Here is a 24,555-nt window from a genome sequence, read left to right as displayed (position 1 = left end):
TTTTAAATATACTACCTAAACTCCTCACCTTATATCAAAGTTTAAAAAAATATCTTTAAAGTCTATTCCGTCATTTGTGTATCCCTTTTCATCTCCAAGATATATTACATTAGCTTCATTTTTGTAATTCAAGGGAATCAAAATTTTATCATAATTTATTGTTTCAGTGCTATGATTTATGTTAAATTTATCACACTCAAAAATATCATATGATAACTCTATGCATTTCCCTTTTTCTTTTAAGAGCTTTAAATCTTCCTCACTTATAGCTTTTACTTTTATTGCACTTTTCTTTTTCAAGCTTTGGTTTATTCCCTCTAAGATTTTCTTAAATTCCTGTTCTCCTTTACAAAGTAAGTATTCTTTTCCCTGCATATAAACTTTAATTTCCGTTGGTTCTTCTATAGCATCTATATTCTTTAACTTAACTATAAAAACTGTAGATACTATTATAATAAGTAGTACTAAAACCCCAAGTCTCTTTTTCAAAGTCCCACTCCTCAAAGCATCCTATACTTATAATATATACACCCTTTTCTTGTTTTGCTTTAAATTTTACCACTTTTTAACACGACATTATATTTTTATTTACTTATGGAAATATTATAATGTATACTAAGTATAATGTATTTTCTTGTATCAAAAAGTCTATATTTGATAGACTTTGTTTAATTTATTTTTTATTTTAGGAGGATTCTAAGGGAATGAAAGCTTTTAAAAAACTTATTTTACCTATGCTTTTAATTGCAACTGTACTTTTCTCAGGCTGTAGCCAAGTTGACGATTTACTAAGCAAACAACAAAGCAAATTTATAGACGAAGTTATGACTTCATTTAAAGAGAAAGGATTTGAATCAACTGTAGTTGAATACTTCGGAGCAACTCCACAGGAGGTCAAAGAAGAGTTAGACTTATCCCCAACCGACTTAGAACTTTATGACACAATTTTAAAAGAAATGAATTATAAAATTGAAAAGGTAGTTATTGATGGAAATACTTCAAAGGTTCTTGTAGACATAACAACTGTAGACACTAAAAAGGCAATAACAGAAACCTTTAAAAACATTGATGAATATAGTGAAGATTTAAAGAATGTTTCTAGTTCTGAGGATGATTTTAGAAAAATTCTCGTAAAACAATTAAAAGAAAAAAGTCCTTCATACATAGATCAGAAAATAGAGTTTACCTTTGTTAAAGAAGATAAATCATGGGTACTTCAATGGTTTAATGATGAAAACTTTCTTAAACTTTTAGGTGGACTTTCAGAAAAATAAAGATACCTATAGAGATAAAGATAAAACTTAAAAATAATATTAAGCAAATAATATAAAAGCAATATTTATATATAAGTGACTTAACTTAGATATAAATATTGCTTTTATTTTCCTAATATATAAGTTTTAATTAATATTCTACATTTATATTAATAATTGAATTTATTCTAAAATGAATTAAGATTCTTTATTAGAATATATATACTTTATCTAATCTATACTTAAGGCTTTTGATCCCATCTCTTTCCAGACTTGTGTAAATCTCTTTTGTGAAATTGATTTATTCTTCTCCCCAGTTAAAGGATCATTATAATACATATTTTCATCATCATATCCTGTTATTAATATTGCATGTATATCAAAGGTAGCCTTTACTTTTTCTCCTTTTTCATCAGTCCATTGAATAAATTCAATTGGATATGAAAAATTGCTCTCTACCCATACAAGCACTGGGTTTTCATTATTAATAGACTCCTTTATATCATCTAAAGACTTCCCAGTTAAATTCTTAGGATTCTTATTATGTTTACTAACTAAAGGCATTAATGGCTCCGGATCTATTGAATACCCTATTCCAGTAGCACCATACACATCGCCTACAAACCCATACTTAGGATTTCCCCATTTAGTAATTTTATTATTACTATTGTATACAGCTTTAGTTGGATTCTTTTTCATTTCCTTAGCTAAGGTCATCTTGTCCACCTTAATGCCTTTATAATTTAATAGCATGGCCAAGCAAGTTACCTCACAGCCATTATATAATTCTGGATTTTGAGATATTAACCTCACATCCAAGGATTTACTTTTAGGAGCTTCATTTACTTCCTCTGAAGCTTCCACTACTTTATCCTCTTCCTGTTTTTGTGGTTTCTCTGCATCCGCAGGTTTTTCTTCCACTTTTACCTTCTCTTCCTTATCTTCACCCTCAATATTACTTTCATTTTTAACTTCTTCTTTCTTAAAGGTATTATCTTCTTTTTTATTTTCTTCATCCTTATTTAAAGCCTGCGCTGTAATCTCATTACTAGGCTTTTTATTCTTAGCGAACATATTCACATTTTTTGCAAATATTCTTATGCTTGTTATAGATAAACCTATTATAAGAATAATCATTCCTTTTAAAATATATGTGTATACTTTAACCTTCATTTGTCTCTTGTTATTTTTACTTACCTTACTGCTTATATTTACCCTAGAACTTACACCGGTACTTTTTCTTGAATTTTGCTTATTTAAACTTTTTTTCTTAATAGTTGAAGTATTTTTTTCTCTTATATCATCTACTTTTATCATTACCTTAACTCCAATCTATTTTAAATTTATTTCCCCACCATGAAAATATATTTTCATTTTACATATGTTAATATTTTAAAATAATTAAGCAACCCCTTAGTTATTTTAAATTCTATTTCTTTAAAAAGATTTTTTAATCGATATACCTTTATAATGAAGAACCTTCACACCATATATCATTAATCTTCAATGTTAAGTAAAACCATACATAAAGTTAAGATGTATGCAGTGAATAAAAATTTATATATATTAACTTTTTATTCACTTTGAATATATTCCTTTAATGTAACTATTTAAGTTATAAAAATAAAATTTAATACATAAAATATAACTATGAATATTTCTAACATAAACTCGGGGTTATATTTACAAATTTTGTAAATACGTTCCATAATGTATTGTATCACGGATTCTCATAATTGTGAATAAGATTTTTTCCATATTTACACTTAATTAAAATAAAAGTCATTGTATGTTAGGATTTAACCTATTATACAATGACTTCTATTGGCTTGTTTAAATAATTAGGATACTTTGTAATATATAAGTCTTAGCTAATTATCTACACTTTTATTTAGATTCTAAGTTAGCAACACTCAAATCTCAATAGCATAAATAATCATCATTAACTTATATACTTATGAAATTTATAGGGAATAAATTATTGGTTCTTAAGATTTTATATTCAAATCCCCTTATTTAAAGGTTATTTAGATAACTTTCTTCTTCTATTTAAAACACCAACTACAAGTGCACTTAATAAAGCCACACCTGCTACTTGTGATAAATCATTATTATCAGCTGTAACTGGAGTTTTATTTTCATTAACCTTATCTTCTTTTTTTACACTCTCATTATTTTTATTATTTCCACCATCTGTAGTACCTTCTGTAGTTTCATTATCTGGAGCCACTACCTTAAATTTCTTAAATGTAGCATGGAATTTTCCATCTTCTAAAACTTCAAAATCCATAGCACCATCCTTATTGTTAGCTGTGAACTCTTCTGTTATATCCTTATCATTTAGATATAACTTATCAAGCTCATAACCTTCATTAGGCATAACACTTACAGTATGATGTCCTTTTTCTAGCAAAGCATTATTTTCTAATCCATTTATCATTACTTTACCATTTCCATCATTAGATAAAACTACATTTTTCTTAAATATTGGACTTATATCTTGTTTAATATTAATGTTCATAGTTAATGTATAAAATCCATAATCTAATAATATAGCTGTCTTTATTTCTCTTGCTGTATCAAGAGGATTTTCTTTAATTGTAATCTCTACTTCTTTAGTTTCTGCATTATATTTAGCAGATACATTTTCATTTTCTTGACCATTCATTATTGATGCTTCTGGTGTAGCCTCATTAGCTGCCATATACTCATCTAAGCCTTTAACTGGGTCTTCTATTTTAAATGTATTCTCTTTATAATCTATATCAATATTTACAGGATTCTCAAGAATTTGTCCGTACATTCCGACATATGCTCCATCCCAATCAACCCATGCTCTTTGTATAAGTGCTGAAAGTGGACTCATATCTAATATGTGGTTAGCTCCAACCCCTATTTCTTCTATATTACTTAAAGTCTTAACAAAACTGATATCTGTTATATGATTAGATTCAAAGTTTAAATACTTAAGTTTAGTAAGCTTTCCAAGTGGCACTACATTAACCTTTTCTTTTCCACGGTTAGCAAAATGTAAATCTAACCACTCTAAGTTTTCAAGACCTGATATTGCCGTTGTATCTGTTATAGCAGTATTATTGTATATGTTTAAATGAACTAAATTAACTAAGTTTGATAATGGTGTTATATCACCAAGCATATTTCTATCTAATTCCAAATAAGTTAAGTTAGTTAAGTTTTGTATAGGTCTTAAATCTGAAATCTCATTTTCACTTAAATCTAAATAAGTAAGGTTAGTTGCATATTCTAAACCTGTTATATCTTTTACCCCTCTATTAGGTTGTCCCTCCGACATACCTATAAAAGGTAAAACAGCTGTATCTAATTTTGTTAAAGATTTCATTTCTGCTACAGTAATTTGAGCTTCAGGATCTTTACTTTTATCTAGTGTAGCGTTAATAGCTTCCTTCAATCTACTATCCGGTATTTCAACAACTTGTCCCATATTTTCTTCTGTAATGTTTTCTTCTACAGCATTAGCTTCCATAGCTGATTCCTCTGCTTGCACAAGTAATGTACCTGTAAAATTATTAGGTATAATAGTAAGTGTTACTGCTGCTGCCATTGCTATTGCGACTACTTTTTTTCTTATCATTTGAAGACTCCCCCTATAGATAATTAAATCTTTTTATCTTAAAATATTATTTTTTAACTTTCGATAAATTTCACTATTTTCTGTCCCTCACAAATACTACCACAACTTCATTTAAATTCAATAGTTTTTACCATTAATTTCATATAGAGTTTTTTAATACATCTTTAATCATCTATTTCAAAAAAATATATAATATACCTCAATTTAATGCTTTAACGTTTTACTTATTATGTAATTTAAGAATTTTTTCCTATTTTTTATAAAATATATATTTTATTCAATTTAAAACTCTATAAAATTTTTCAAAAAAAATATATATATTACATTAAATAAACTTCATTCATATCTTATAACATGTAAAAATTTAACATATACTGAATTACGACATGTATCTTTAATATGAAAAGTATATAAAAAAGAAAAGAAGTATAACTAAATTTCATAAATTTAGTTATACTTCCTATATTTTTATTTATTCCTTAATAACACACAACTAACTTTTCTACATTAACCCTAACCTAAATATTATACTTACCCTAAATCTTTCAAAAGTTCTATTAATCGTAAAGCAATCTTCTCTAGTAGCTTTTCTATATATTCTTAAGCTTCCATATGAAAGATGTTGAATACTTCTAAGTCCTTTGTATCGAAGTCTTTATTAACAACTTCAGCAATAGCTTTTGCTGTATCTAATGCTGTAACTACATCTACATTGTTTTCGATAGCAGCTCTTCTTATTCTGAATCCATCTCTCTTAGAGTCATTTCCCTTAGTAGGTGTGTTGATTACCATATCAACCTTACCACTCTTAATAGCATCTATGATGTTTGGATTTTCTTCATTTATCTTTCTAACTTCTTCTACTTCAATTCCTTCAGCTCTTAACATATCTGCTGTTCCTTTAGTTGCTAAGAAACTGTAGTTTAATCTTGATAATATTTTTGCTATTTCTAAGAATTCAGCTTTATCTTGCTCGTTTATAGTTACAAGGATTTTTCCTTTTTTATTAACAAACTTGAATCCAGCACCTATGAATCCTTTGTATAATGCCTCTTCTAAAGTTCTACCAACACCTAAAACTTCTCCTGTAGATTTCATTTCAGGCCCTAAGCTAACCTCTACATCTGGTAGCTTTTGAGTTGAGAATACTGGAACCTTAACTGCAATTAATTTAGGCTCTTTGTATATTCCTGTTCCGTATCCTAAATCTTTTAATTTATCACCAAGCATTACTCTTGTAGCTATATCTACAATTGGAACTCCACTTACTTTACTTATATATGGAACAGTACGGCTCGCTCTTGGGTTAACCTCTATTATGTAAAGCTCACCTTTAAACTCTATAAACTGAATGTTTATCATACCACTTACTTGTAATTCCACAGCAATCTTCTTAGTGTAATCTAAGATTTTTTCTCTTATCTTTTCACATACGTTTTGGCTTGGATACATTGTTATACTATCCCCAGAGTGAACTCCTGCTCTCTCTAAGTGTTCCATTATTCCTGGAATTAATATTTCTTCACCATCACATATTGCGTCAACTTCTATTTCTCTTCCTAAAAGGTATCTGTCTATTAATATTGGGTTTTTGCTATCTTTCTTAAAAGCATTACTTAAGTAGAATTCTAACTCACTTCTATCGTAAGTTATTTCCATACCTTGACCACCAAGTACATATGAAGGTCTAACAAGTACTGGATATCCTAATATTTCTGCTTCTTTTATACCCTCTTCTAAAGACCAAACAGCCTTTCCTTTAGGTCTATTTATATCTAATTTCTCTAGTATTTCTTCAAACTTTTCTCTATCCTCTGCTGCATCTATTTGCTCAGGTTGAGTACCTAAAATCTTAATTTCTTTTTCTCTTAAGAATTTAGCAAGCTTAATAGCTGTTTGACCACCAAACTGAAGTACTACTCCTTCTGGTTTTTCCTTTTCTATTATGCTTAATACTTCTTCCTCTGTTAATGGTTCGAAGTAAAGTTTATCTGAAATATTAAAGTCTGTACTTACTGTTTCAGGGTTGTTGTTAACTATTATAGTTTCTATTCCTTCTTTTCTAAGTGCCATTACACTGTGAACTGAAGCATAGTCAAACTCTATACCTTGACCTATTCTTATAGGACCAGAACCTATAACCATAACTTTTCTCTTATCGCTAACTACAACTTCATCATACTCATCATAAGTTGAGTAGTAGTATGGAGATACTGCTTCAAATTCTCCTCCACAAGTATCAACCATTTTATAGCTTGGTTGTATATCCCAAATCTTTCTTAATTCTAAGATTACATTTGGATTAACTCTTAATAAATCTGCTAATCCCTTATCTGAGAATCCTTTTTTCTTTAATTGTAATAACCACTCTTTATTTAAGTCTTCAACTTTACACTTTTTAAGAGTTTCTTCTTGCTCTACAATCCATTTTATTTTATCTACAAAGAATCTATCAATTCCTGTTATCTTACAAATCATGTCTACTCTGTAGTTTCTTCTTAATAACTCAGCTAAGTAGAATATTCTCTCATCATCTGGAGTCATTACTCTCATCTTTAATTCTTGTAAGCTCATTTCAGCTAATCCCTTACCTTGTAATGAGTACTTACCAATTTCTAATGATCTTATTCCCTTTAATAATGCCTCTTCGAAGTTAGCTCCTATTGACATTATTTCTCCTGTTGCCATCATTTTTGTTCCTAAAACTCTGTTAGCTCCTTGGAACTTGTCAAATGGCCACTTAGGAATTTTACAAACTACATAGTCTAATGATGGTTCAAAACATGCATAAGTTTGTTGAGTTACAGCATTTTTAATCTCATCTAATCCATAACCTAAAGCTATCTTAGCAGCAACCTTAGCAATAGGGTATCCTGTTGCCTTTGATGCTAAAGCTGAAGAACGGCTCACTCTTGGGTTAATCTCAATTACTGCATACTCAAAACTATTAGGATTTAATGCAAGCTGTACGTTACATCCACCCTCTATACCTATGGCATTTATTATATCTATAGATGCACTTCTTAACATTTGGTATTCTCTATCTGATAAAGTTTGGCTTGGTGCCACAACTATACTATCTCCAGTATGTATACCAACTGGGTCAACGTTCTCCATGTTACAGATTGTTATACAGTTACCAAAGCTATCTCTCATCACTTCGTACTCTATTTCTTTCCAACCCTTAACACTCTTCTCTAAAAGAACTTGCCCTACTGTACTTAAGCTTAAACCACTTTCTAATATAACCTCTAATTCTTCTTGTGTTTCAGCAATACCGCCACCAGTACCACCTAGAGTATAAGCTGGTCTAACAACTATTGGGTATCCCATTCTGCTAACACACTTAAGCCCTTGCTCCATACTAGTAACTATTTCACTTTCTATAACAGGTTGATTGATTTCATTCATAACATCTCTGAATGTCTCTCTATCTTCCCCTCTTTTAATAGCTTCTATAGAAGTACCAATTACTTTTACATTGTATTTATCTAATATACCTTTATCACTTAATTCAACTGCTAAGTTTAGTCCTGTTTGACCACCCATACCAGCAATTACACTGTCAGGTCTCTCTTTTGCTATAACCTTCTCTAAGAACTCAACTGTTAAAGGCTCAATATAAACTATATCAGCAACTTCCTCGTCAGTCATTATTGTAGCTGGGTTACTATTTACAAGTACAACCTCAACTCCCTCTTCTCTTAATGCTTGACATGCTTGTGCTCCAGAATAATCAAACTCTGCAGCTTGCCCTATGATGATAGGACCTGAACCAATAACTAAGGTTTTCTTTATATCTAAATTTCTTGGCATAACAATTTCCTCCTCAAATATCGCACTATAGATTTCTTTAAACTACTACTCTACCTCTAAAAACTTATCAAATATACCGTCAATATCCTTTGGTCCTGGACATGCTTCTGGGTGGAACTGTACACAGAAAATCGGTAAGCTCTCATGTCTCATACCCTCTATAGTTCCATCGTTAACACTAACATGTGTTGCAACCATTCCCTCTGGAAGTTCGTTTACATAGTATCCATGGTTTTGAGAAGTTATATAAACTTTATTTTCTTCTAAGTCCTTAACAGGATGGTTACATCCTCTATGACCGAATTTAAGTTTTGCAGTTTTTCCACCTAAGGCTAAAGCTAATAATTGATGTCCTAGACATATTCCTACTAAAGGTTTCTTACCAACAAGCTCCTTAATTGTTTCAATTACACTTGTTAAGTCTGCTGGGTCAGCTGGACCATTTGATAAGAATATTGTGTCCGGATTTTCACTTAATATTTCCTCTGCTGTTGAGAAAGCTGGGAATATAGTTACTTTGCATCCTCTTTTTAAGAATGAACGAACTATGTTTTGCTTAATACCAAAGTCTAGTATAGCAACATGTTTTCCTTCACCCTCATATCTTTCAATAGCTTTTCTTGTTACTATTTCTACTGCATTTGTATTTGAAAAGTTATCAAACTTCTGAGCTAACTCTTCTTGAGTTAATTCCTTAGTTGTTATTATGCCCTTCATTGTTCCATTATTTCTTAATATCTTTGTTAAGGCTCTAGTATCGATACCTTCTAATCCAACAATTCCATTTTGTTTTAAGTATTCATTTAAATCCATCTCACATCTAAAGTTACTTGGGCTAGTACATAATTCTCTTACGATGAACCCCTTAACCTTAGGTGAATTCGATTCAACATCCTCTAAATTAATGCCGTAGTTTCCTATTAGTGGGTATGTCATAGTAACTATTTGTCCGTAATATGATGGGTCTGTTAAAACCTCTTGATATCCTGTCATTCCAGTATTGAATACAACTTCACCTACTGAACTGTGTATATCCCCAAAAACTCTTCCCTCAAATGTCATTCCATTCTCTAATATTAACTTACCCTTCATTATACTTCACCTCCAAAAATAGAAATGGGACAACAAGCAAATCTCTCTTTTGAAAATTCACCTATTATCCCATGTTTTATACAACTATTAGATTTAATTGAAAATAAACCTGCACTATTGCAAGCTTCTTTTTGATTTAATAAATTTACGCGACAAAAAAACTGTACCATACTGTTACCCCTTTCTGGCCTCTCTGGACCAAGTTAAAAAGCAGATTCTCTTATGCTATTCCAAATATATTATCCCCCTAATAAAGGGCTTGTTTTATTTTTTAAATTGTTTTAATTTTAAATTATTTATCGTATTTTGTCAATCCATTATGAGTCTATTTTTCCCTTATAGTAGCCAGTTCTTTTATATATTCATAGTTAGTACCACAACATCCACCTATTATGGAAATTCCTTCATTAATCATAGGTATAATTGCACTTTTAAATTCTCCTGGAGTCATGTCATATACATTTTGATTATTAACCTTTTTAGGAAGTCCTGCATTAGGCTGAACTATTATAGGAAGCTCTGTTGCCTTTAATAATTCTTTAGCTATTTTCTGCATTCCAAAAGGACCAAAGGAACAATTAGCACCTAAACAATCAATATTAAACTTACTTAATTCAGAAACTATATCCTCAATACTCTCATTGCTTAGGTTTTTTCCTTCTTCACTAAAGGTAAAAGTACAGATTATAGGTTTATCACAGTGCTTCTTAACTGCCTTTATAGCTAAAATACATTCCTTAAGACTCAGCATAGTTTCAATAAGCACTATATCATACTGCTCCTGATCTGCACTAATTATTTGCTCCTCAAATAAAGCTTCAACTTCCTCTTCACTCATATTTCCATAAGGGGGAAGCATTGCTGTAGGTCCTAAATCAAAAGCTACAAGTTTTTTCTTCTCTTCTAATAAAGAATGTATTCTACTACCTAAAATCCTATTAGGCTTTTCACATAGCTCTACCTCAATTGAACTCCTGTGTTGATTTTCAACTCCTGCCTCTTCTTTGTATTCCCTTACAGCCTCATTAGCTAATTTAAGAGCTCTTTTAATAACAGCCTCAACTTCATATCCCTTTTTGCTTAAATTAGCTGAATTTGCTCCAAAGGTATTAGTAGTTATTATGTCCGCTCCAGACTCTAAATATCTTTTATGTATATCTCTTATGACCTCAGGTTTATGTATATTAAAAGCCTCAGCACATTGGCCCCACTTCAATCCATACTTCATTAATTCCGTGCCCATAGCACCATCAAAAATTATTACATCTCTCATAAAATTTTTTAGTAAAAAAGTATCTACTACCTACCCCTTTACCAAAATACACCTCCTTGCATTGTATAGCTATAATATTTGATATACAGCTTAATACTATTCTCATAAAGATTACCGCATCATTACTTTAATTATAATAGAGACTACATTTAATTCATATAGTAGGGATATTCTATTACTTTACTTTCTTTCTCCTATTAAAACTTATTAAGTCCTAAAATTCTTATAAATATTATAATCATCTCATTTATCATATTCTTTTTAAAGCCATTAAAATACTCATAAATAGAACATCTCATTCCATTAAAATTAATGAAGATTTTATTATCAGTAAATATATTCCATTCATATGATATAGTATCTGTCTTAATAGTAATTCTAAAAAGGAGAATAACTAATGAACTTTATTTGTAATAATGCATTATATTTTGCACCAAGAGAAAATAATATAATTGCTGAGCCAGGCTCAACTTTAAAATTTAAGTTATCTATAGAATATTTAAAATCTTTTCTACTTAAATCTTGTAACTTGAAATATGTATTTCCAAAAGGGGTATCATTATTAACCGACACCTTAGAAAGCAGCTATAAAGCTACCTGTACAGCTAATACCTTAGAAGTGGATTTATTAGGCTTACAAGCTGAAGAGTCTGCGGATATTTCCTTTGATGTTTTAATTGATGAAAATTTACCTATAGATGAGTTAAACACAACCTTAAGCTGTATGTATACCCTTAATTACTCCTATGTAAATAGTAAAGGGGATGTTATTTCTAATACTGAGGAGTCTCCTATTTTAAATTTATGCATAAGCGATTTAAAATTAGACTTATCCATAAAACCAAGTTTGGATATCTGCAATGCTGGAGAATTAATAAGCTATGTTATAAAAGGTGAGAATTCAAATTCTATACCTATATCAGATATTAAAATATTACCTATATTATGTGATGAATTAAGGTATTTTCCTAATAGTATAGAGCTAGTAACTCCTGATTCTAAAATACCAACCATAATTGATGAGGATTTAATAAAAGAGGGCTTAACTTTAAACACCCCAGAATTCAAGTTAAAGTTTTTAGCCTTAACTTCTAAGGATTGTCCTTTAAATTCAAGTCTATTTAGTAAGGTTATTCTTTTATCAAGTGTTACTTTAAACAATATTAATTACACCTTACTAAAAGAATATAAATCCGCTGATACAAAAATCCAAAATAAGTCCTGTGTTATGTTAAAGAAGGAGGTAACCCCTAATACAGCTACCATAGGTGATATAGTTAATTATACAGTTACTATAGAGAATAATTCTGACTTAGCTCTAAATTACGTTTTCTTAAAGGATGAGCTCAATATTAATCTATGTTTCACTCCTGCTTCAGTGAAAATAAATGGAGAAGAGAAACCCTTTGAAGATGTTAATCATGGTATAAATCTAGGTCATATACTTCCACATGATTCCTATATAGTTACCTTTACAGCTAAGGTTATATCACTACCATCTAGTAGATTTATAAGTAATACAGCTTCTTTATCTCATGAATACACTCTTGATCCAAGTAAACCACCAATTAAGGAAACCCTACAGAGTAATCCTGTTTCAATAGTAGCAGAGCTTGGACAACTCGTTGTAAGTAAAAGCTGTAGTAAAACTTCAATAGATTTGTATGATACTTTTTCATATAGCATTACCTTAACTAATACAGGTAACTTAGATTGTAAGGATGTAGTACTACAGGATTCATTATCTCAATACTTTAAATTTATTAACACTTCACTGAAGGTTAATCAAGAAGTACTTCCTATTGAAAATCTTAAAAAAGGTATTTCCCTAGGAATAATTAAACCTGATAAGGAAGTCTCTGTTACCTTTGATGTTATATATTTTAAACCATGTTATTCATCATTAATAGAAGATACTTGTTTTACCACATTCAAATGTGATTCAACAAAGTCACATATAGAAATGAAAACCGAAGAAATATTAACTACACTTTATCCATCTAACTATATATATGAGTCCTTTTGCATAGATAATATAAATCTATTGCCTAATGCTCCTCAAGGAGTAAATGAAATAATAGACTTTACTACAGAAACTGAAATTTCAAGATATTATGTAGTGAAAACTTCTGAGGTTTATTTTAATAATGATGAAATATACAATGTTTATAAATTAATGATTCATGGCTTTATTAAATTAAATGTACAGTATACAGTAAATCAAGATTCACAAAACACTGTGTATAATCAGCATATAAAAATTCCATTCAGTAAGTTCTTAGATTTACCTGAGGGATGTACTAGTAAAAATAAAATATTAGTAGATTTAATTATAGATGATGTATACTACAAACTATTAAATAAAAATTATATATGTTCTAATATAATGTTACTTGCAAAGGCTAAGCTTTCACGCAAATAATATTTCTTATTTTAAATCAAGATACTTTAGGTATATTATTTTAATGTGGAGCATATACCTTAGCTTATATTTTAAAGGTAGTTTTTAAGATTCAAATATGTTTTATAAAAATACACGCTGGTATTTATGTTCAAATGTAGAGGCTTAAAACATTCTAATTTGGGATGTATTAAGCATATAATGAAAAATAGGTAACTCTCAAAAATAAAGTGCCTAGGCGCATAAGCTCCTAGGCACTTTACTTTACAACACACACAATATATATAGACAGTCTACCTCCGTCTAATATTATTCTATTATAACACTAAACAAGCATTTTTTAAGTGTATATTTAAGTAAAAAAGTAAATATTTTGTTAATAAGCTTTTAATGCCTCTTTTAACATATTTTTGAATGCACTAAAATCAGCATTCATTGCTACATTTACATTAGCTACTTGTCCATTTTCTTTATCTAAGTGAACTACTGTCTCACCTTTTCTTTCTTCATTTTCAACTTCAACTGTTACACAATGTTTTTCCATTTCAAAAATGCTATTATCTATTAAGTAAGCAACAGTTATAGGATCATGCATTGATGCCCCATCTTGTCCAAATCCCTTATAAACAGGAATCATAAACTCTAGTAATTCAGCTGCCACCTTTGCAACCTTATTATTATATGTACCTATTTCTTTTATATCATCTTCAAGTAAAGTTGCTCTATTAGTAACATTCAACCCTATCATGTTAATCTCAATTCCAGATTCAAATACAATCTTAGCAGCTTCAGCATCAGCAAAAATATTAAATTCAGCATACTTAGTTACATTTCCTACATTAACTCCTCCACCCATGATTGTTATGCTATGTATCATATCCTTTAATTCTGGATACTTTTTAAGAGCTAAAGCTATAGTTGTGTTAGGACCTAAAACTATTAATCTTAACTCCCCGTTACAAGCCTTTGCTTCTTCATAAATTGTCTCAATAGCATCTTTACTATGAAATACTTTATTTTTAAGTTCTAAAACTGTAGTTCCTAATCCCGCTTCACCATGAACTGATTCAGCTGTTTCTCTTTCTCCAACTAATGGTCCATCAGCTCCTAAGGCTACCTTTATATCTTTACCCATAAGCTCTAAAAGTCTTAAAGTATTAGTTGATGTATGTTCAAGTGGAACATTTCCAGCTACTGGTGTAATGGCTCTTATGTCTAATTTATCAGATGAACATGCTAAAAATAAAGCTAATGCATCATCTATTCCTGGATCGCAATCAATAATAACTGGTATTTTACTCATAATCTATTTCCCCTTATGTCTCTTAAATTTTATATACTTAAATAATCTACAAGAGCTATTATTTAAAATAATAGCTCTCATAAAGTTTATTTATTTTTAGCTTTTTTTGCTTTAAGTACTCTTTTCTTTTTATTGTAAGAGTAAATTACTAAACCTATTATAGTAGCAACATATGGTGTCATTTGAACAAACTCTGGTGGTATGTTTAAAGCTGATATAGAGTTTGATAACGCATCTGCTGCCCCGAAGAATAATGATGTAAAGAATGTTCCTATAGGAGATGCTCCTCCCATAGCTTCAGCTGCCATAGCGATAAATCCTCTACCAGCTGTCATATTCTTTGTGAAGCCTTCCATATATCCCATAGACATATAAGCTCCACCAAATCCAGCTAAAGCACCACTTATAATAAGTGCTATATATTTTACTTTAGTAACATTAACACCTACTGAAGCTGCAGCATCTGGATTTTCTCCAACTGATCTTATTCTTAAACCTAAAGCTGTTTTGTATAAGAAATAGTATATTACTATAACTGCTATAATAGATACATATGTTAAGATGTTGTGACCTGATAATATAGGTCCAACAACTGGTATACTTTCAATTAAAGGTATATTTATTCTTGGAAGAGCCATACCTGCTGCTGCAAAAGACCCTTTGTTTCCAGAAAGTAAACTTAAGGCAAATACAGTTCCTCCACCTGCCATAAGGTTAATAGCTATACCTGTTAAGATAATATCTGTTTTTAAGTTTAATGAGAAGTACGCCATAACCATACCAATGAAAGCACCAGCAAGTACTGCTACAATTAGTCCTAACCATGGGCTTCCAAAAGAAGTTCCTGCAACTACTCCCACTAATGCAGAAATAAGCATGATACCCTCTAAACCTATGTTAATAACGCCTGCTCTATCAGAAATTAAAGCTGCTAAAGCTGCAAATAAAATCGGGGTAGTAACTCTTAGTATAGAGTAACCAAATCCTGTTGTAAAAACTATATCAAATAATTCTTGCATCTATTTTTCCCCCTTTGTTGCATCTTTGTAAATCTGTCTTTGCTTCCAGTATGCTAAGAATCTCTCAGCAGCTATAAGAAGGATCATTATACCTTGAATTATAGATATTACTTCTGCTTGGACATCCGTTCCTCTAGCCATCATATCTGCCCCAACTCTTAGGAAAGATAAGAAGAAGGCACTAATAGGAACTAATATAGGGTTATTTCTAGCTAAGGCAGCTACTATGATAGCATCCCAACCATATCCTGGTAATTGTTGCCATGCAAATCTACTATACATACCTAACATTTCAGTAGCTCCACCTGCACCAGCAATGAATCCACCTATAACTTGAGATAATATTATTACTTTAACAGTGTTTATACCTGAATACTTAGCAAATCTAGGGTTTTGTCCTGTCATTCTAAGTTCATATCCTAATTTACTTCTATATAAGAAGTAGTAACATCCTACTATAGCTATAACAGCTAATATAAGACCAAAGTGAAGTCTTGTAGGAGGTAAGAATTTACCTAATATTGCTGTTGATTGAAACTCATGAGAAACCATTGAACCTGCTGCTGTATCTCTCATGAAATTGTTTATTAAATAAGTACCAAAGAATAAACATATGTAGTTTAACATTAATGATGAAACTAACTCAGTAGCACCAAAAACTGTCTTTAATACAGCTGGTATAGCACCAACTATAGCGCCTATAATACCACCAAATAATATTGCAACTGCTGGATGAAGTCCTGCTGGTAAAACAACATTAATAGCGATAAATGTAGCTGCAACTGCTCCAATGTAGAATGTACCCTCTGAACCAAGGTTAAATTCATTAGCTTGGAACATAACACTTACAGCTAAACCTGTAAACACTAATGGAATCATCATTTCAATAACGTTACCAAAGTGTCTCATAGACTTAAATGGTCCTGTTAAGAAAGTGACTATAGCATCACCTGGTTGCTTACTTACTGCAAAAATTATAACGAAAGAAATAAGCAATGCTATACCAATAGCAACAGCTGTTCTTATAATTTCATAACCAAGATTTTTATTACGCATATAAAGCCCTCCTAATTTCCTCTGGAGATTGCTTCTTAACTCCAAGCATATAGAAACCTAATTCTTCTTCAGTGATTTTAGAAGCATCCTCAAAATATGCTGTGATTTCTCCACCGTACATTACGATTAAGCTATCACTTAATTCAAGAACCTCATTTAAGTCAGCTGATACTAACATTACAGCTGTTCCATCATCTCTTAACTCAACAAGTTTCTTACGAATAAATTCTGTAGCCCCTACATCTATACCTCTTGTAGGTTGGTTAGCTATTATAAACTTAGGATTAGAAGAGAATTCTCTCGCAACAACTACCTTTTGAATATTTCCTCCAGATAGCATTTTTACTCCTTGATGTATAGAATTACATTTAACTCTATAATCCTTAACAAGCTTCTCACTAAGCTCTCTGATTTTTTTCATATTCATAAAGAATTTTCCGCTTAATTCCTTTGAATCATACTTATCAGAAATTATATTTTGCTCTATACTAACACTTCCTGCAACACCATGAGTCATTCTGTCCTCAGGAATATGAGATGTTCCTAATCTTCTTATTTGTTTTATACTTAAATTTTTAATATCAACACCAGAGTTAACTACGTCACCCTTTGATGCCTTAGCCATTCCAGTAAGAACTTCAACAAGTTCTCTTTGTCCATTTCCTTCAACACCAGCGACACCTAAGATTTCGCCACTACGTACGCTAAAAGATATATCTTTTAATATCTGCTTACCTGTTTCATCGTTGAAGCATATTCCATCAGCCTTTACAACTGTATCCTTAGGATTTGCTTTTTCTTTATCAACTTTTAAAACAACATCTCTACCTACCATTAATCTAGAGATATCTTCCTCAGTAACACCTGCAACGTCAAAAACGCCCATGTGCTTTCCGTTTCTCATAATAGTTATTCTGTCACAAATCTGTTTGATTTCCTTAAGTTTGTGAGAGATAAATATCATTGTATATCCTTGTTTCTTTAAATTTACTAATTCAACGAATAACTCCTCAGTTTCTTGTGGAGTTAAAACTGCTGTTGGCTCGTCTAATATTAAGATTTTAGCACCTCTTAATAATGCCTTTAATATCTCAACCTTTTGTTTTATACCAACTGGTAAATCCTCAACCTTTGCTTTTGCATCAACTGTTAAGTTATATTTCTTTGAAAGTTCTTCTGTCATAGTTATAGCTTTGTCCATATCTATAAGTCCAAGCTTTTTAGGTTCTACTCCCAATACCATGTTTTCAGCAACTGTAAGTGATGGAACTAACATAAAGTGTTGGTGAACCATACCAATACCATGCTTTATAGCTACATTTGGAGAAGTTAAAGAGACCTTTTGCCCTCTTAATAATATATCTCCCTCTTCTGGTTGCTCAATACCAAATAAAATTTTCATTAAAGTAGATTTACCCGCACCATTCTCACCCATTAAAGCATGAATTTCACCTTCTTTAACAGAGAAATTAATGCCATCATTGGCTACTATTCCATTGGGATAAACCTTTGTTATGTTTTTCATTTCTAACAATTCATTTCCCATACATACTCCACCCTATAATTTTATTTTTAGTTTAAGTAACTAATAAGGTACATCCATGGGTTGTTGCCCTACAAATGTACCTCATTATTATCAACTATTTAAAATTTAATGCTATTCTTAAGAAGAATTATTTTACTGATTCTTTTAATGCATCTAATTTAGCTTTATCCATACCAAGAGCAGATTCTACTTTAATCTCACCCTTTATGATTTTTTCTTTTATGTCATTTAATTCTTTTCTTAAATCTTCACTTAATATTTTAGTATAGTTTTCATTTTCAGCGATTTCAACTGCTTGTTCTTTTAGTCCAAGTACTTCGCCTTTACCAAACTCTAATTTACCATCTTTCATAAGCTCTAAAGCTCTTAATAAACTGTTATCAACTCTCTTTAATACTGAAGTAGTAATTAAAGCAGCTTTTGCTGGATCACTTTCAGCAAATAAAGCATATTGGTCAGAGTCAACACCAACAACGTATTTTTTAACTTCTTTAGCAGCATCTAATTGACCTAAACCTGCTTGACCTGCAACGTTGAATCCGATATCAACACCTTGGTTGTATTGAGCTAAGCTCATTTCTTTACCTTTAGCTGAATCTTCGAAGTTACCAACATAAGAGATAGCAACTTTTGTATCTTTATCAATGTACTGTGCACCTTCAATATATCCAACTAAGAAGTCGTTTATAACTGGTGAATCCATAGCACCTAAGAATCCTATTTTCTTTTCTGGGTTTGCACCTTCCATATTTGATGTAGTAACTCTAGCAGCTAAAGCACCACCTATGAAACTTGCTTCGTTTTGTTTGTACTCGATTGAGTATACATTTCCTAAATCACCTTTAGCAAAATCAACTGTTGAATCGAATATCATATATTTTTTGTCTGGGTATTGAGGAGCTATTTTCTCTAAATACTCTTTCATTTCCCAAGTACCAACTATAATTACATCCCAATCTTGCTCTGAAACATCTTGTAAAGTTGGTTCCCATTTTGTTTTGTCAAATCCCATTTCGATAACTTTTGTTTCATAACCTAACTTCTCTTCAATTAACTTCATACCGTTAGCAGCTGAATCAAAGAAAGATTTATCACCTAAATTACCATTAATTAAAGTAACAACTTTTAATTTATCACCAGATGCTGTGTTTCCTGATCCACCATTGTTCTTGTCATCAGTCTTACCACAACCAACTAAGCCTAGTGAAAGCATCATTACTAATGCAACTAATAAACTCACTATTTTTTTCATTATTGGACCCCCTGTCGTTATTTTGTGACTACAACATAACAGCTAAAAATCACCTATTATTTTGCGCCACCTTTAACCGATTAACTAAATTTTTCAATAAAATAATAAAAATCATTTCCAAAATTATTGTATTGCATTTTAAAATTTTGAAAATTACATTTCTAGCAACTTTATTATAACTTTGCAACTATATTTTTGCAATATAAAATATGCAATTTTTTTAAATAGCATAGCCTATTTACATGTTTTTTTTAATATGTTTTATGTTTTTACTATAATTAGTCTTTTTATTGTATACAATAGGACATATTGTGTTACACCTTGCCCTAGCTGGACATTTTTGATCCCTTTTTGATGCACATATTTCGAAATTCATATAATAGGTTTTTTATATTACTATTTATTATTTTGCTCCTATGTTGCAATTTAATGTATCGTTTTATTAAATTTTTATAATCTTTAGTTAATTTTCTTTACTACATTAATATATCTAGATAAATATTTATTTTTATTATAAACTTATATTATAATTAAATCTAGGCTTTTACATCAAATAGTTTGAGAATTTTGTATAAAATTAAAAAATTTCAGAAAATAATAGAGATAGGTGAAAAATAATGAAGAAAACTGGACGAGTTCTAAATTTTGAGAAAAGAAAAGTATATATAGTTACCGAAGACAATGAATTTCTAGTTGTTAAGCGTGGTTCAAAGGATCCAGTAAAAAATGAAGAGTACACAGGTGAAGTAATTAAGTTAAGTAAAACTCAAAAGAAAATAATATCATTCTTCCTTATAATTATAATGGTATTTAGTATAGCTGTTATAAGTATATATTTAAATCCAAAAGCTACTATAGTAGTGGATATGAATGTTACTTATAAAATCAAAATAAACAAATACGATAAAATTATTGGTATTGATTCACTTAATTCTAAAAAAGCTACGGAAATCTTAAAATCAACAAAGGTAAAAGGTGAAAACCTAAACACTGGGCTTTCCTCTCTTTTTAGGACATGCGTATCTATGGGAGTAATCGACAGTGATTATATAGAAAGTCATGGTTCTATAACTGTTTTTGTCTTAGACGACACTGGAATATTTTCTAAGTCTAAGGATATTAAATTAGACTTATACTCCTTTGAAAGTGAACTATCTACAAAGGGACTTAAACTTGTAATGAATAATAGAGGTAAACATGATTTATTTTAAAATTTATCATTAAAAGAAACCTACCCTGCAAGAGTAAAAATACTCCTGTAGTGTAGGTTGTTTTATTTTTTAACCTTCATCTGGAGAAGGTGTTTGTTCTGTTTCTGGTTTTGGAGTAGGATCTGCTGGCGGTGCTGCCTGTTTAGTCCCTCTCTTTATTACTTTATTTACTGGTTGATAGTTATCTGTATTTATTAAGACTTTTTCAACTTGGTTTCCGTTTTTATCATACTTGATTTTATAAACATTAACCTTATGTCCTACAGTTCCTTCTTTCTCAACCTTTTGTACGCCTTGAGCAAGAGTATTATCGTCTTGATACTCTGTACTATTAGGGATTGTAGCAACAACCTCATTAACTATATTGTACGTAAATTCATTTAAGCTTGAGTTAGAGTATACATTAAATGTAACCTTTCCTCCGCCTATTACCCCTTCAATATATATTGGATGACTTAAAGTATTAGTAAATTTATAATCCAAGTTTCCAGTATCTATTGTAGCATCCATTCCTAATCCTATATATGATGAAGGAAGTGAGTGGAAATATCTTTCAGTTGGAAGTATATTAGCTCTTAAAACAGCATTATATAGTGTAGTTGATACTTGGCAAATTCCTCCGCCGTAATCTTCAACTATTTTATTATTAACTATTACCCCAGCTTTTTTATAGCCCTTTTCACCTGTAGTATATCCTACAATGTCATTAAAGCTAAATTTTTCTCCTGGCATAAATAACATACCATTTAAAGTTTGTGTACATAAAGATATATTTTGAACTCTTGGAGAGTCTAATGAACCATTTAAATTAGTTGAAAATGTGGATACTCTAGAATCAATAGACTGTAATTGTTCAGCCTTCACTTTAGGCTGTTCTTCAATCATAGGCAACTCAATGATTATATCCTCATGTCCTTCTTCTCCTAACTTAGCTTTTACATCATTAAGTAATGTTTCTTTATCTAACTTTGTACCAATTGTTTCTTGTGATACATTAAAGGTACCGTTAGCATTCTTAGATAGACTAGCATTTTTGGCAGGTTTTGCAACTTCCCCTTCTATCTTGTCTACAAGAGTGTCTACAGCTGCTGTATCATAGGTTAATTCTAATTTTAAATCCCTATTTTCAGCATCCTTGATTAGCTTGTACATATTGAAGGTACTTTTGTCTTTTGAAAATTCAAATGCATGTTCTACTGTATCATTTATATTATATTGAGCATTCAGATCTCCATAATTCAAAGAATATTCTTTTCCTTCACCTTTAAACACAACATTTTTTTGTAATATCTCATCTTGATATTTTGCTTGAAGTTCATTTAACGCTTCTTCTTTAGTCTTGCCTGATAAGTCTAATGAATTTACTTTTACACCAGGAAGTATTTTGTTTTCATATGCACTTACAGTCTTATTAACATTAAATATGAAAATTACAATTCCTAATATTAAGACTGTAGCTATTGATGCCAAAGTAATTATAGTCGACTTCTTTTTAAAAAACTCTAATTTTGCCATCCCTTTTCCCTCTCATTTATTTATTAACTTATTAAACATATGCTTTGAGCAGATATGCCTTGTTCTGTTCCTGTAAATCCTAAGCCTTCCTCTGTTGTTGCCTTAACATTAACCTGATTTTCATTAATGTTTAAAGCCCTAGCAATGTTACCCCTCATCACTGTAATATGTGGTGCCATTTTTGGCTTTTGAGCTATTATAGTAGCATCTATGTTTTCTATCTTGTACCCTTCCTGTTGCAATAATTCTCCCACATGCTGCAATAACAATATACTAGATATTCCCTTATACTTTTCATCCGTATCTGGAAAATGCTTTCCTATATCACCTAAAGCTGCTGCTCCCAGTAAGCTATCACATATTGCATGTAATAAAACATCTGCATCAGAATGTCCAAGTAGCCCCATATCATGAGGTATAGTAACTCCGCCAATAATTAATTTACGATGTTCAACTAATTTATGTACATCATAACCCATACCAATTCTCAAGAGTATTACCTCCTTTTTTAATGTTTCTTAAAACAATTATACCACAATAAACATACTTAAATTTAAAATAAAGCTAAAATATAATCTTAATAACTTCTTAATTTTTCTTAATATTTTTATATATTTTGCATTAAATAAACTTCCTCCATACTTTATTAGGATAAAAAAACTTAATATATAATAAATTACCATAATATAGATTTAATACTATAAACTATATATTCTAATTAAAGAATCTTAATTGTACTTAGAGTTAATATTCCTCGTAGAATAACTGTAATTATTATTAGAAATATAGAAGATTACTTAAAGCTTATATATACAAGTCATATTAAGAGTTTAATTATACTATTTACCATATATGCTTACAATACTTATTTATATTATACATCACTAGGAAATATATTCCTAGAATATCTTCTTCTGAAAATATTTACAAAACAAAAAAAATCTAGAATTCCCCACCATCCTAGATTAGTTTTATATAATTATCATAATAATTATTCTTGTAATATTAAATAATTCATTTTTGGTTAGTTTTCTTAAATCTTACGACCCCTTTTTCATATAAGCTTTAGCAAGATTTTTTCTCTTTTTCTTTTCTTCCCTTAACTTTTTATTTTTCTGTCTTTTATCCCTGTCTAAAAGACATTTAAAATTTTTTACAAACTTCCTTAATCCACGATTTGCCTTAAAGTCCACATGTATAACCTTTTCGCTCATCATGAACCCCTCCCTTTATAGTTTATTTGGGAAATAAACTCAATAAAATAACCTAACATAAGAAAATAATTCATAAAAATTTAACCAATGTATATATATCATTTAATCTTATATCCATTATATCATAATTTATAGAATATTCTAACAAATCCATCGAAAAAAAATTTGATTAAATTACTAAAGTTATCCACAAGTTATTAACATTTTCACTTTTTCTGTGGATAAATATTATAGTATATGCATTTTGACTTGATTTTATGCATGTTTTTTTAACTTTTTTTATAAGTTGTCCACATTTTACCTTATAATGGAATATATTACGACCCTTTTCATTATATTTCCCAGGTTTTCTTGTTGATAACTCAATTTATACTGAATATTTTGTGGATATCTTGTAGATATTATTTTTTTCGCCTTTTTATCTCAAATACTCTTCTTTTTCTATATTAACCCTTTGAAATTACTTATATTTTAAAATATTGTCGTAAGATTTATATCTTACCTTTTCCACATGTAACTTACTTCTTTTGCATTATTTTTTAGTAAATTTAGGAAGTTATACACAGAGTTACTCACAAAAACAGAAGTTGTCCACAAAATAACATTTTATACACAAGCAGTATGTGGATAATGTTAATAAAGTTATTTACTTTTTATTATACCTCATATTGAAAAGATTGTAGAAATTTATTTTAACTATTCCTCCAAAACTTTATAATTCAACATATTTTTATCATCCTCTCTTAAGTATATTTATTTCCATTACATGAAAAGCTAAATATAATTAGAAATTAACTTAAGCTTAAATTAATATTTCTTTAAACTCTTTTTATTTTTAAATATATATCTTGCAATGTTAAGCCTGAAACTCAACATATTAGGGAAGTTTTAATACCTCACTATAAAAATTCTATTCTTTAACTACAAGTTTATAAGGATAAGTGAAGTTTATTTAATGCAATATATATTTATACTGAAATTTTATATTAAT

At 30.0% G+C, this 24,555-nt stretch carries 18 protein-coding genes; 3 read left to right on the top strand and 15 right to left on the bottom strand.

Annotation, left to right across the window (positions count from 1 at the left end):
- Positions 1–24: 24 nt before the first annotated feature.
- On the bottom strand, positions 25–489 hold the full coding sequence (locus tag BUA48_RS08650) for a hypothetical protein (RefSeq protein ID WP_072831660.1): 465 nt from the start codon (positions 487–489) through the stop codon (positions 25–27).
- A 215-nt stretch (positions 490–704) separates the two neighbouring features.
- On the opposite strand from BUA48_RS08650, the gene BUA48_RS08645 reads away from it, so the two are divergent.
- Positions 705–1,274: a hypothetical protein gene (locus tag BUA48_RS08645; RefSeq protein ID WP_072831659.1), complete on the top strand. Its 570-nt coding sequence runs from the start codon at positions 705–707 to the stop codon at positions 1,272–1,274.
- Between the two features lie 210 nt (positions 1,275–1,484).
- On the opposite strand, the gene BUA48_RS08640 is transcribed toward BUA48_RS08645, so the two are convergent.
- The 6 genes from BUA48_RS08640 to BUA48_RS08620 all read right to left on the bottom strand — a co-directional run bounded on the left by BUA48_RS08640 (position 1,485) and on the right by BUA48_RS08620 (position 11,047).
- Positions 1,485–2,570, bottom strand: coding sequence for a C39 family peptidase (locus BUA48_RS08640; RefSeq protein ID WP_084666191.1), 1,086 nt, complete (start codon positions 2,568–2,570; stop codon positions 1,485–1,487).
- Between the two features lie 706 nt (positions 2,571–3,276).
- A complete protein-coding gene (locus BUA48_RS08635; protein ID WP_072831658.1) occupies positions 3,277–4,866 on the bottom strand; it encodes a leucine-rich repeat domain-containing protein in 1,590 nt (529 codons plus the stop codon).
- 600 nt (positions 4,867–5,466) lie between these two features.
- Positions 5,467–8,682 (bottom strand): carbamoyl-phosphate synthase large subunit, encoded by a 3,216-nt coding sequence (gene carB, locus BUA48_RS08630; protein ID WP_072831657.1) that lies wholly within the window; start codon positions 8,680–8,682, stop codon positions 5,467–5,469.
- 45 nt (positions 8,683–8,727) lie between these two features.
- On the bottom strand, positions 8,728–9,774 hold the full coding sequence (locus tag BUA48_RS08625; protein ID WP_072831656.1) for a carbamoyl phosphate synthase small subunit: 1,047 nt from the start codon (positions 9,772–9,774) through the stop codon (positions 8,728–8,730).
- Positions 9,774–9,944, bottom strand: a complete 171-nt coding sequence (locus BUA48_RS15575; protein WP_178138965.1) for a hypothetical protein — start codon at positions 9,942–9,944, stop codon at positions 9,774–9,776. The genes BUA48_RS08625 and BUA48_RS15575 overlap by 1 nt, the downstream gene beginning before the upstream one ends.
- A 155-nt stretch (positions 9,945–10,099) precedes the next feature.
- Positions 10,100–11,047, bottom strand: a complete 948-nt coding sequence (locus tag BUA48_RS08620; protein ID WP_072831655.1) for a homocysteine S-methyltransferase family protein — start codon at positions 11,045–11,047, stop codon at positions 10,100–10,102.
- 397 nt (positions 11,048–11,444) lie between these two features.
- Here BUA48_RS08620 and BUA48_RS08615 point away from each other — a divergent pair, with 397 nt between their 5' ends.
- Positions 11,445–13,469, top strand: coding sequence for an SPOCS domain-containing protein (locus tag BUA48_RS08615; protein WP_072831654.1), 2,025 nt, complete (start codon positions 11,445–11,447; stop codon positions 13,467–13,469).
- 355 nt (positions 13,470–13,824) lie between these two features.
- Here the strand turns inward: BUA48_RS08615 and BUA48_RS08610 are convergent, their stop codons facing one another.
- The 5 genes from BUA48_RS08610 to BUA48_RS08590 all read right to left on the bottom strand — a co-directional run bounded on the left by BUA48_RS08610 (position 13,825) and on the right by BUA48_RS08590 (position 19,624).
- Complete coding sequence (locus tag BUA48_RS08610) at positions 13,825–14,751, bottom strand: nucleoside hydrolase (protein ID WP_072831653.1); 927 nt, start codon at positions 14,749–14,751, stop codon at positions 13,825–13,827.
- 86 nt (positions 14,752–14,837) lie between these two features.
- A complete protein-coding gene (locus BUA48_RS08605; RefSeq protein WP_072831652.1) occupies positions 14,838–15,770 on the bottom strand; it encodes an ABC transporter permease in 933 nt (310 codons plus the stop codon).
- A complete protein-coding gene (locus BUA48_RS08600; protein WP_072831651.1) occupies positions 15,771–16,826 on the bottom strand; it encodes an ABC transporter permease in 1,056 nt (351 codons plus the stop codon). It abuts the gene before it with no gap.
- Complete coding sequence (locus BUA48_RS08595; protein WP_072831650.1) at positions 16,819–18,372, bottom strand: ABC transporter ATP-binding protein; 1,554 nt, start codon at positions 18,370–18,372, stop codon at positions 16,819–16,821. Before BUA48_RS08595 ends, BUA48_RS08600 begins: the two co-directional genes overlap by 8 nt.
- A gap of 127 nt (positions 18,373–18,499) precedes the next feature.
- Positions 18,500–19,624 carry a BMP family ABC transporter substrate-binding protein gene (locus BUA48_RS08590; RefSeq protein WP_072831649.1) on the bottom strand — a complete coding sequence of 375 codons (1,125 nt, stop codon included), beginning with the start codon at positions 19,622–19,624 and terminating at the stop codon, positions 18,500–18,502.
- A 617-nt stretch (positions 19,625–20,241) separates the two neighbouring features.
- Here BUA48_RS08590 and BUA48_RS08585 point away from each other — a divergent pair.
- On the top strand, positions 20,242–20,835 hold the full coding sequence (locus BUA48_RS08585; RefSeq protein WP_072831648.1) for an anti-sigma-I factor RsgI family protein: 594 nt from the start codon (positions 20,242–20,244) through the stop codon (positions 20,833–20,835).
- A gap of 69 nt (positions 20,836–20,904) precedes the next feature.
- Here the strand turns inward: BUA48_RS08585 and BUA48_RS08580 are convergent, their stop codons facing one another.
- From BUA48_RS08580 to BUA48_RS15570, 3 genes are all read right to left on the bottom strand, one after another.
- Positions 20,905–22,350, bottom strand: coding sequence for a VanW family protein (locus BUA48_RS08580; protein ID WP_072831647.1), 1,446 nt, complete (start codon positions 22,348–22,350; stop codon positions 20,905–20,907).
- Positions 22,351–22,373: 23 nt separating this feature from the next.
- Positions 22,374–22,841 (bottom strand): 2-C-methyl-D-erythritol 2,4-cyclodiphosphate synthase, encoded by a 468-nt coding sequence (ispF, locus tag BUA48_RS08575; RefSeq protein ID WP_072831646.1) that lies wholly within the window; start codon positions 22,839–22,841, stop codon positions 22,374–22,376.
- Positions 22,842–23,390: 549 nt separating this feature from the next.
- Entirely contained in the window at positions 23,391–23,564 is a 174-nt protein-coding gene (locus tag BUA48_RS15570) for a hypothetical protein (protein ID WP_178138964.1), read from the bottom strand.
- Between the last annotated feature and the right edge of the window lie 991 nt (positions 23,565–24,555).

The organism is Clostridium collagenovorans DSM 3089, from assembly GCF_900130005.1.
GTDB classification, from domain to species: Bacteria; Bacillota; Clostridia; order Clostridiales; family Clostridiaceae; genus Clostridium_D; species Clostridium_D collagenovorans.
Note: the sequence above shows the minus strand (reverse complement) of the source record. Positions and strands in the feature narration are given on the sequence as shown.

Excerpts from the sequence above, each read along its gene's own strand:
- BUA48_RS08645 (WP_072831659.1), top strand. The coding sequence starts at position 705 with ATGAAAGCTTTTAAAAAACTTATTTTACCTATGCTTTTAATTGCAACT.
- BUA48_RS08640 (WP_084666191.1), bottom strand. The coding sequence starts at position 2,570 with ATGATAAAAGTAGATGATATAAGAGAAAAAAATACTTCAACTATTAAG.
- BUA48_RS08635 (WP_072831658.1), bottom strand. The coding sequence starts at position 4,866 with ATGATAAGAAAAAAAGTAGTCGCAATAGCAATGGCAGCAGCAGTAACA.
- carB (WP_072831657.1), bottom strand. The coding sequence starts at position 8,682 with ATGCCAAGAAATTTAGATATAAAGAAAACCTTAGTTATTGGTTCAGGT.
- BUA48_RS08625 (WP_072831656.1), bottom strand. The coding sequence starts at position 9,774 with ATGAAGGGTAAGTTAATATTAGAGAATGGAATGACATTTGAGGGAAGA.
- BUA48_RS15575 (WP_178138965.1), bottom strand. The coding sequence starts at position 9,944 with ATGGTACAGTTTTTTTGTCGCGTAAATTTATTAAATCAAAAAGAAGCT.
- BUA48_RS08620 (WP_072831655.1), bottom strand. The coding sequence starts at position 11,047 with ATGAGAGATGTAATAATTTTTGATGGTGCTATGGGCACGGAATTAATG.
- BUA48_RS08615 (WP_072831654.1), top strand. The coding sequence starts at position 11,445 with ATGAACTTTATTTGTAATAATGCATTATATTTTGCACCAAGAGAAAAT.
- BUA48_RS08610 (WP_072831653.1), bottom strand. The coding sequence starts at position 14,751 with ATGAGTAAAATACCAGTTATTATTGATTGCGATCCAGGAATAGATGAT.
- BUA48_RS08605 (WP_072831652.1), bottom strand. The coding sequence starts at position 15,770 with ATGCAAGAATTATTTGATATAGTTTTTACAACAGGATTTGGTTACTCT.
- BUA48_RS08600 (WP_072831651.1), bottom strand. The coding sequence starts at position 16,826 with ATGCGTAATAAAAATCTTGGTTATGAAATTATAAGAACAGCTGTTGCT.
- BUA48_RS08595 (WP_072831650.1), bottom strand. The coding sequence starts at position 18,372 with ATGGGAAATGAATTGTTAGAAATGAAAAACATAACAAAGGTTTATCCC.
- BUA48_RS08590 (WP_072831649.1), bottom strand. The coding sequence starts at position 19,624 with ATGAAAAAAATAGTGAGTTTATTAGTTGCATTAGTAATGATGCTTTCA.
- BUA48_RS08585 (WP_072831648.1), top strand. The coding sequence starts at position 20,242 with ATGAAGAAAACTGGACGAGTTCTAAATTTTGAGAAAAGAAAAGTATAT.
- BUA48_RS08580 (WP_072831647.1), bottom strand. The coding sequence starts at position 22,350 with ATGGCAAAATTAGAGTTTTTTAAAAAGAAGTCGACTATAATTACTTTG.
- BUA48_RS15570 (WP_178138964.1), bottom strand. The coding sequence starts at position 23,564 with ATGAGCGAAAAGGTTATACATGTGGACTTTAAGGCAAATCGTGGATTA.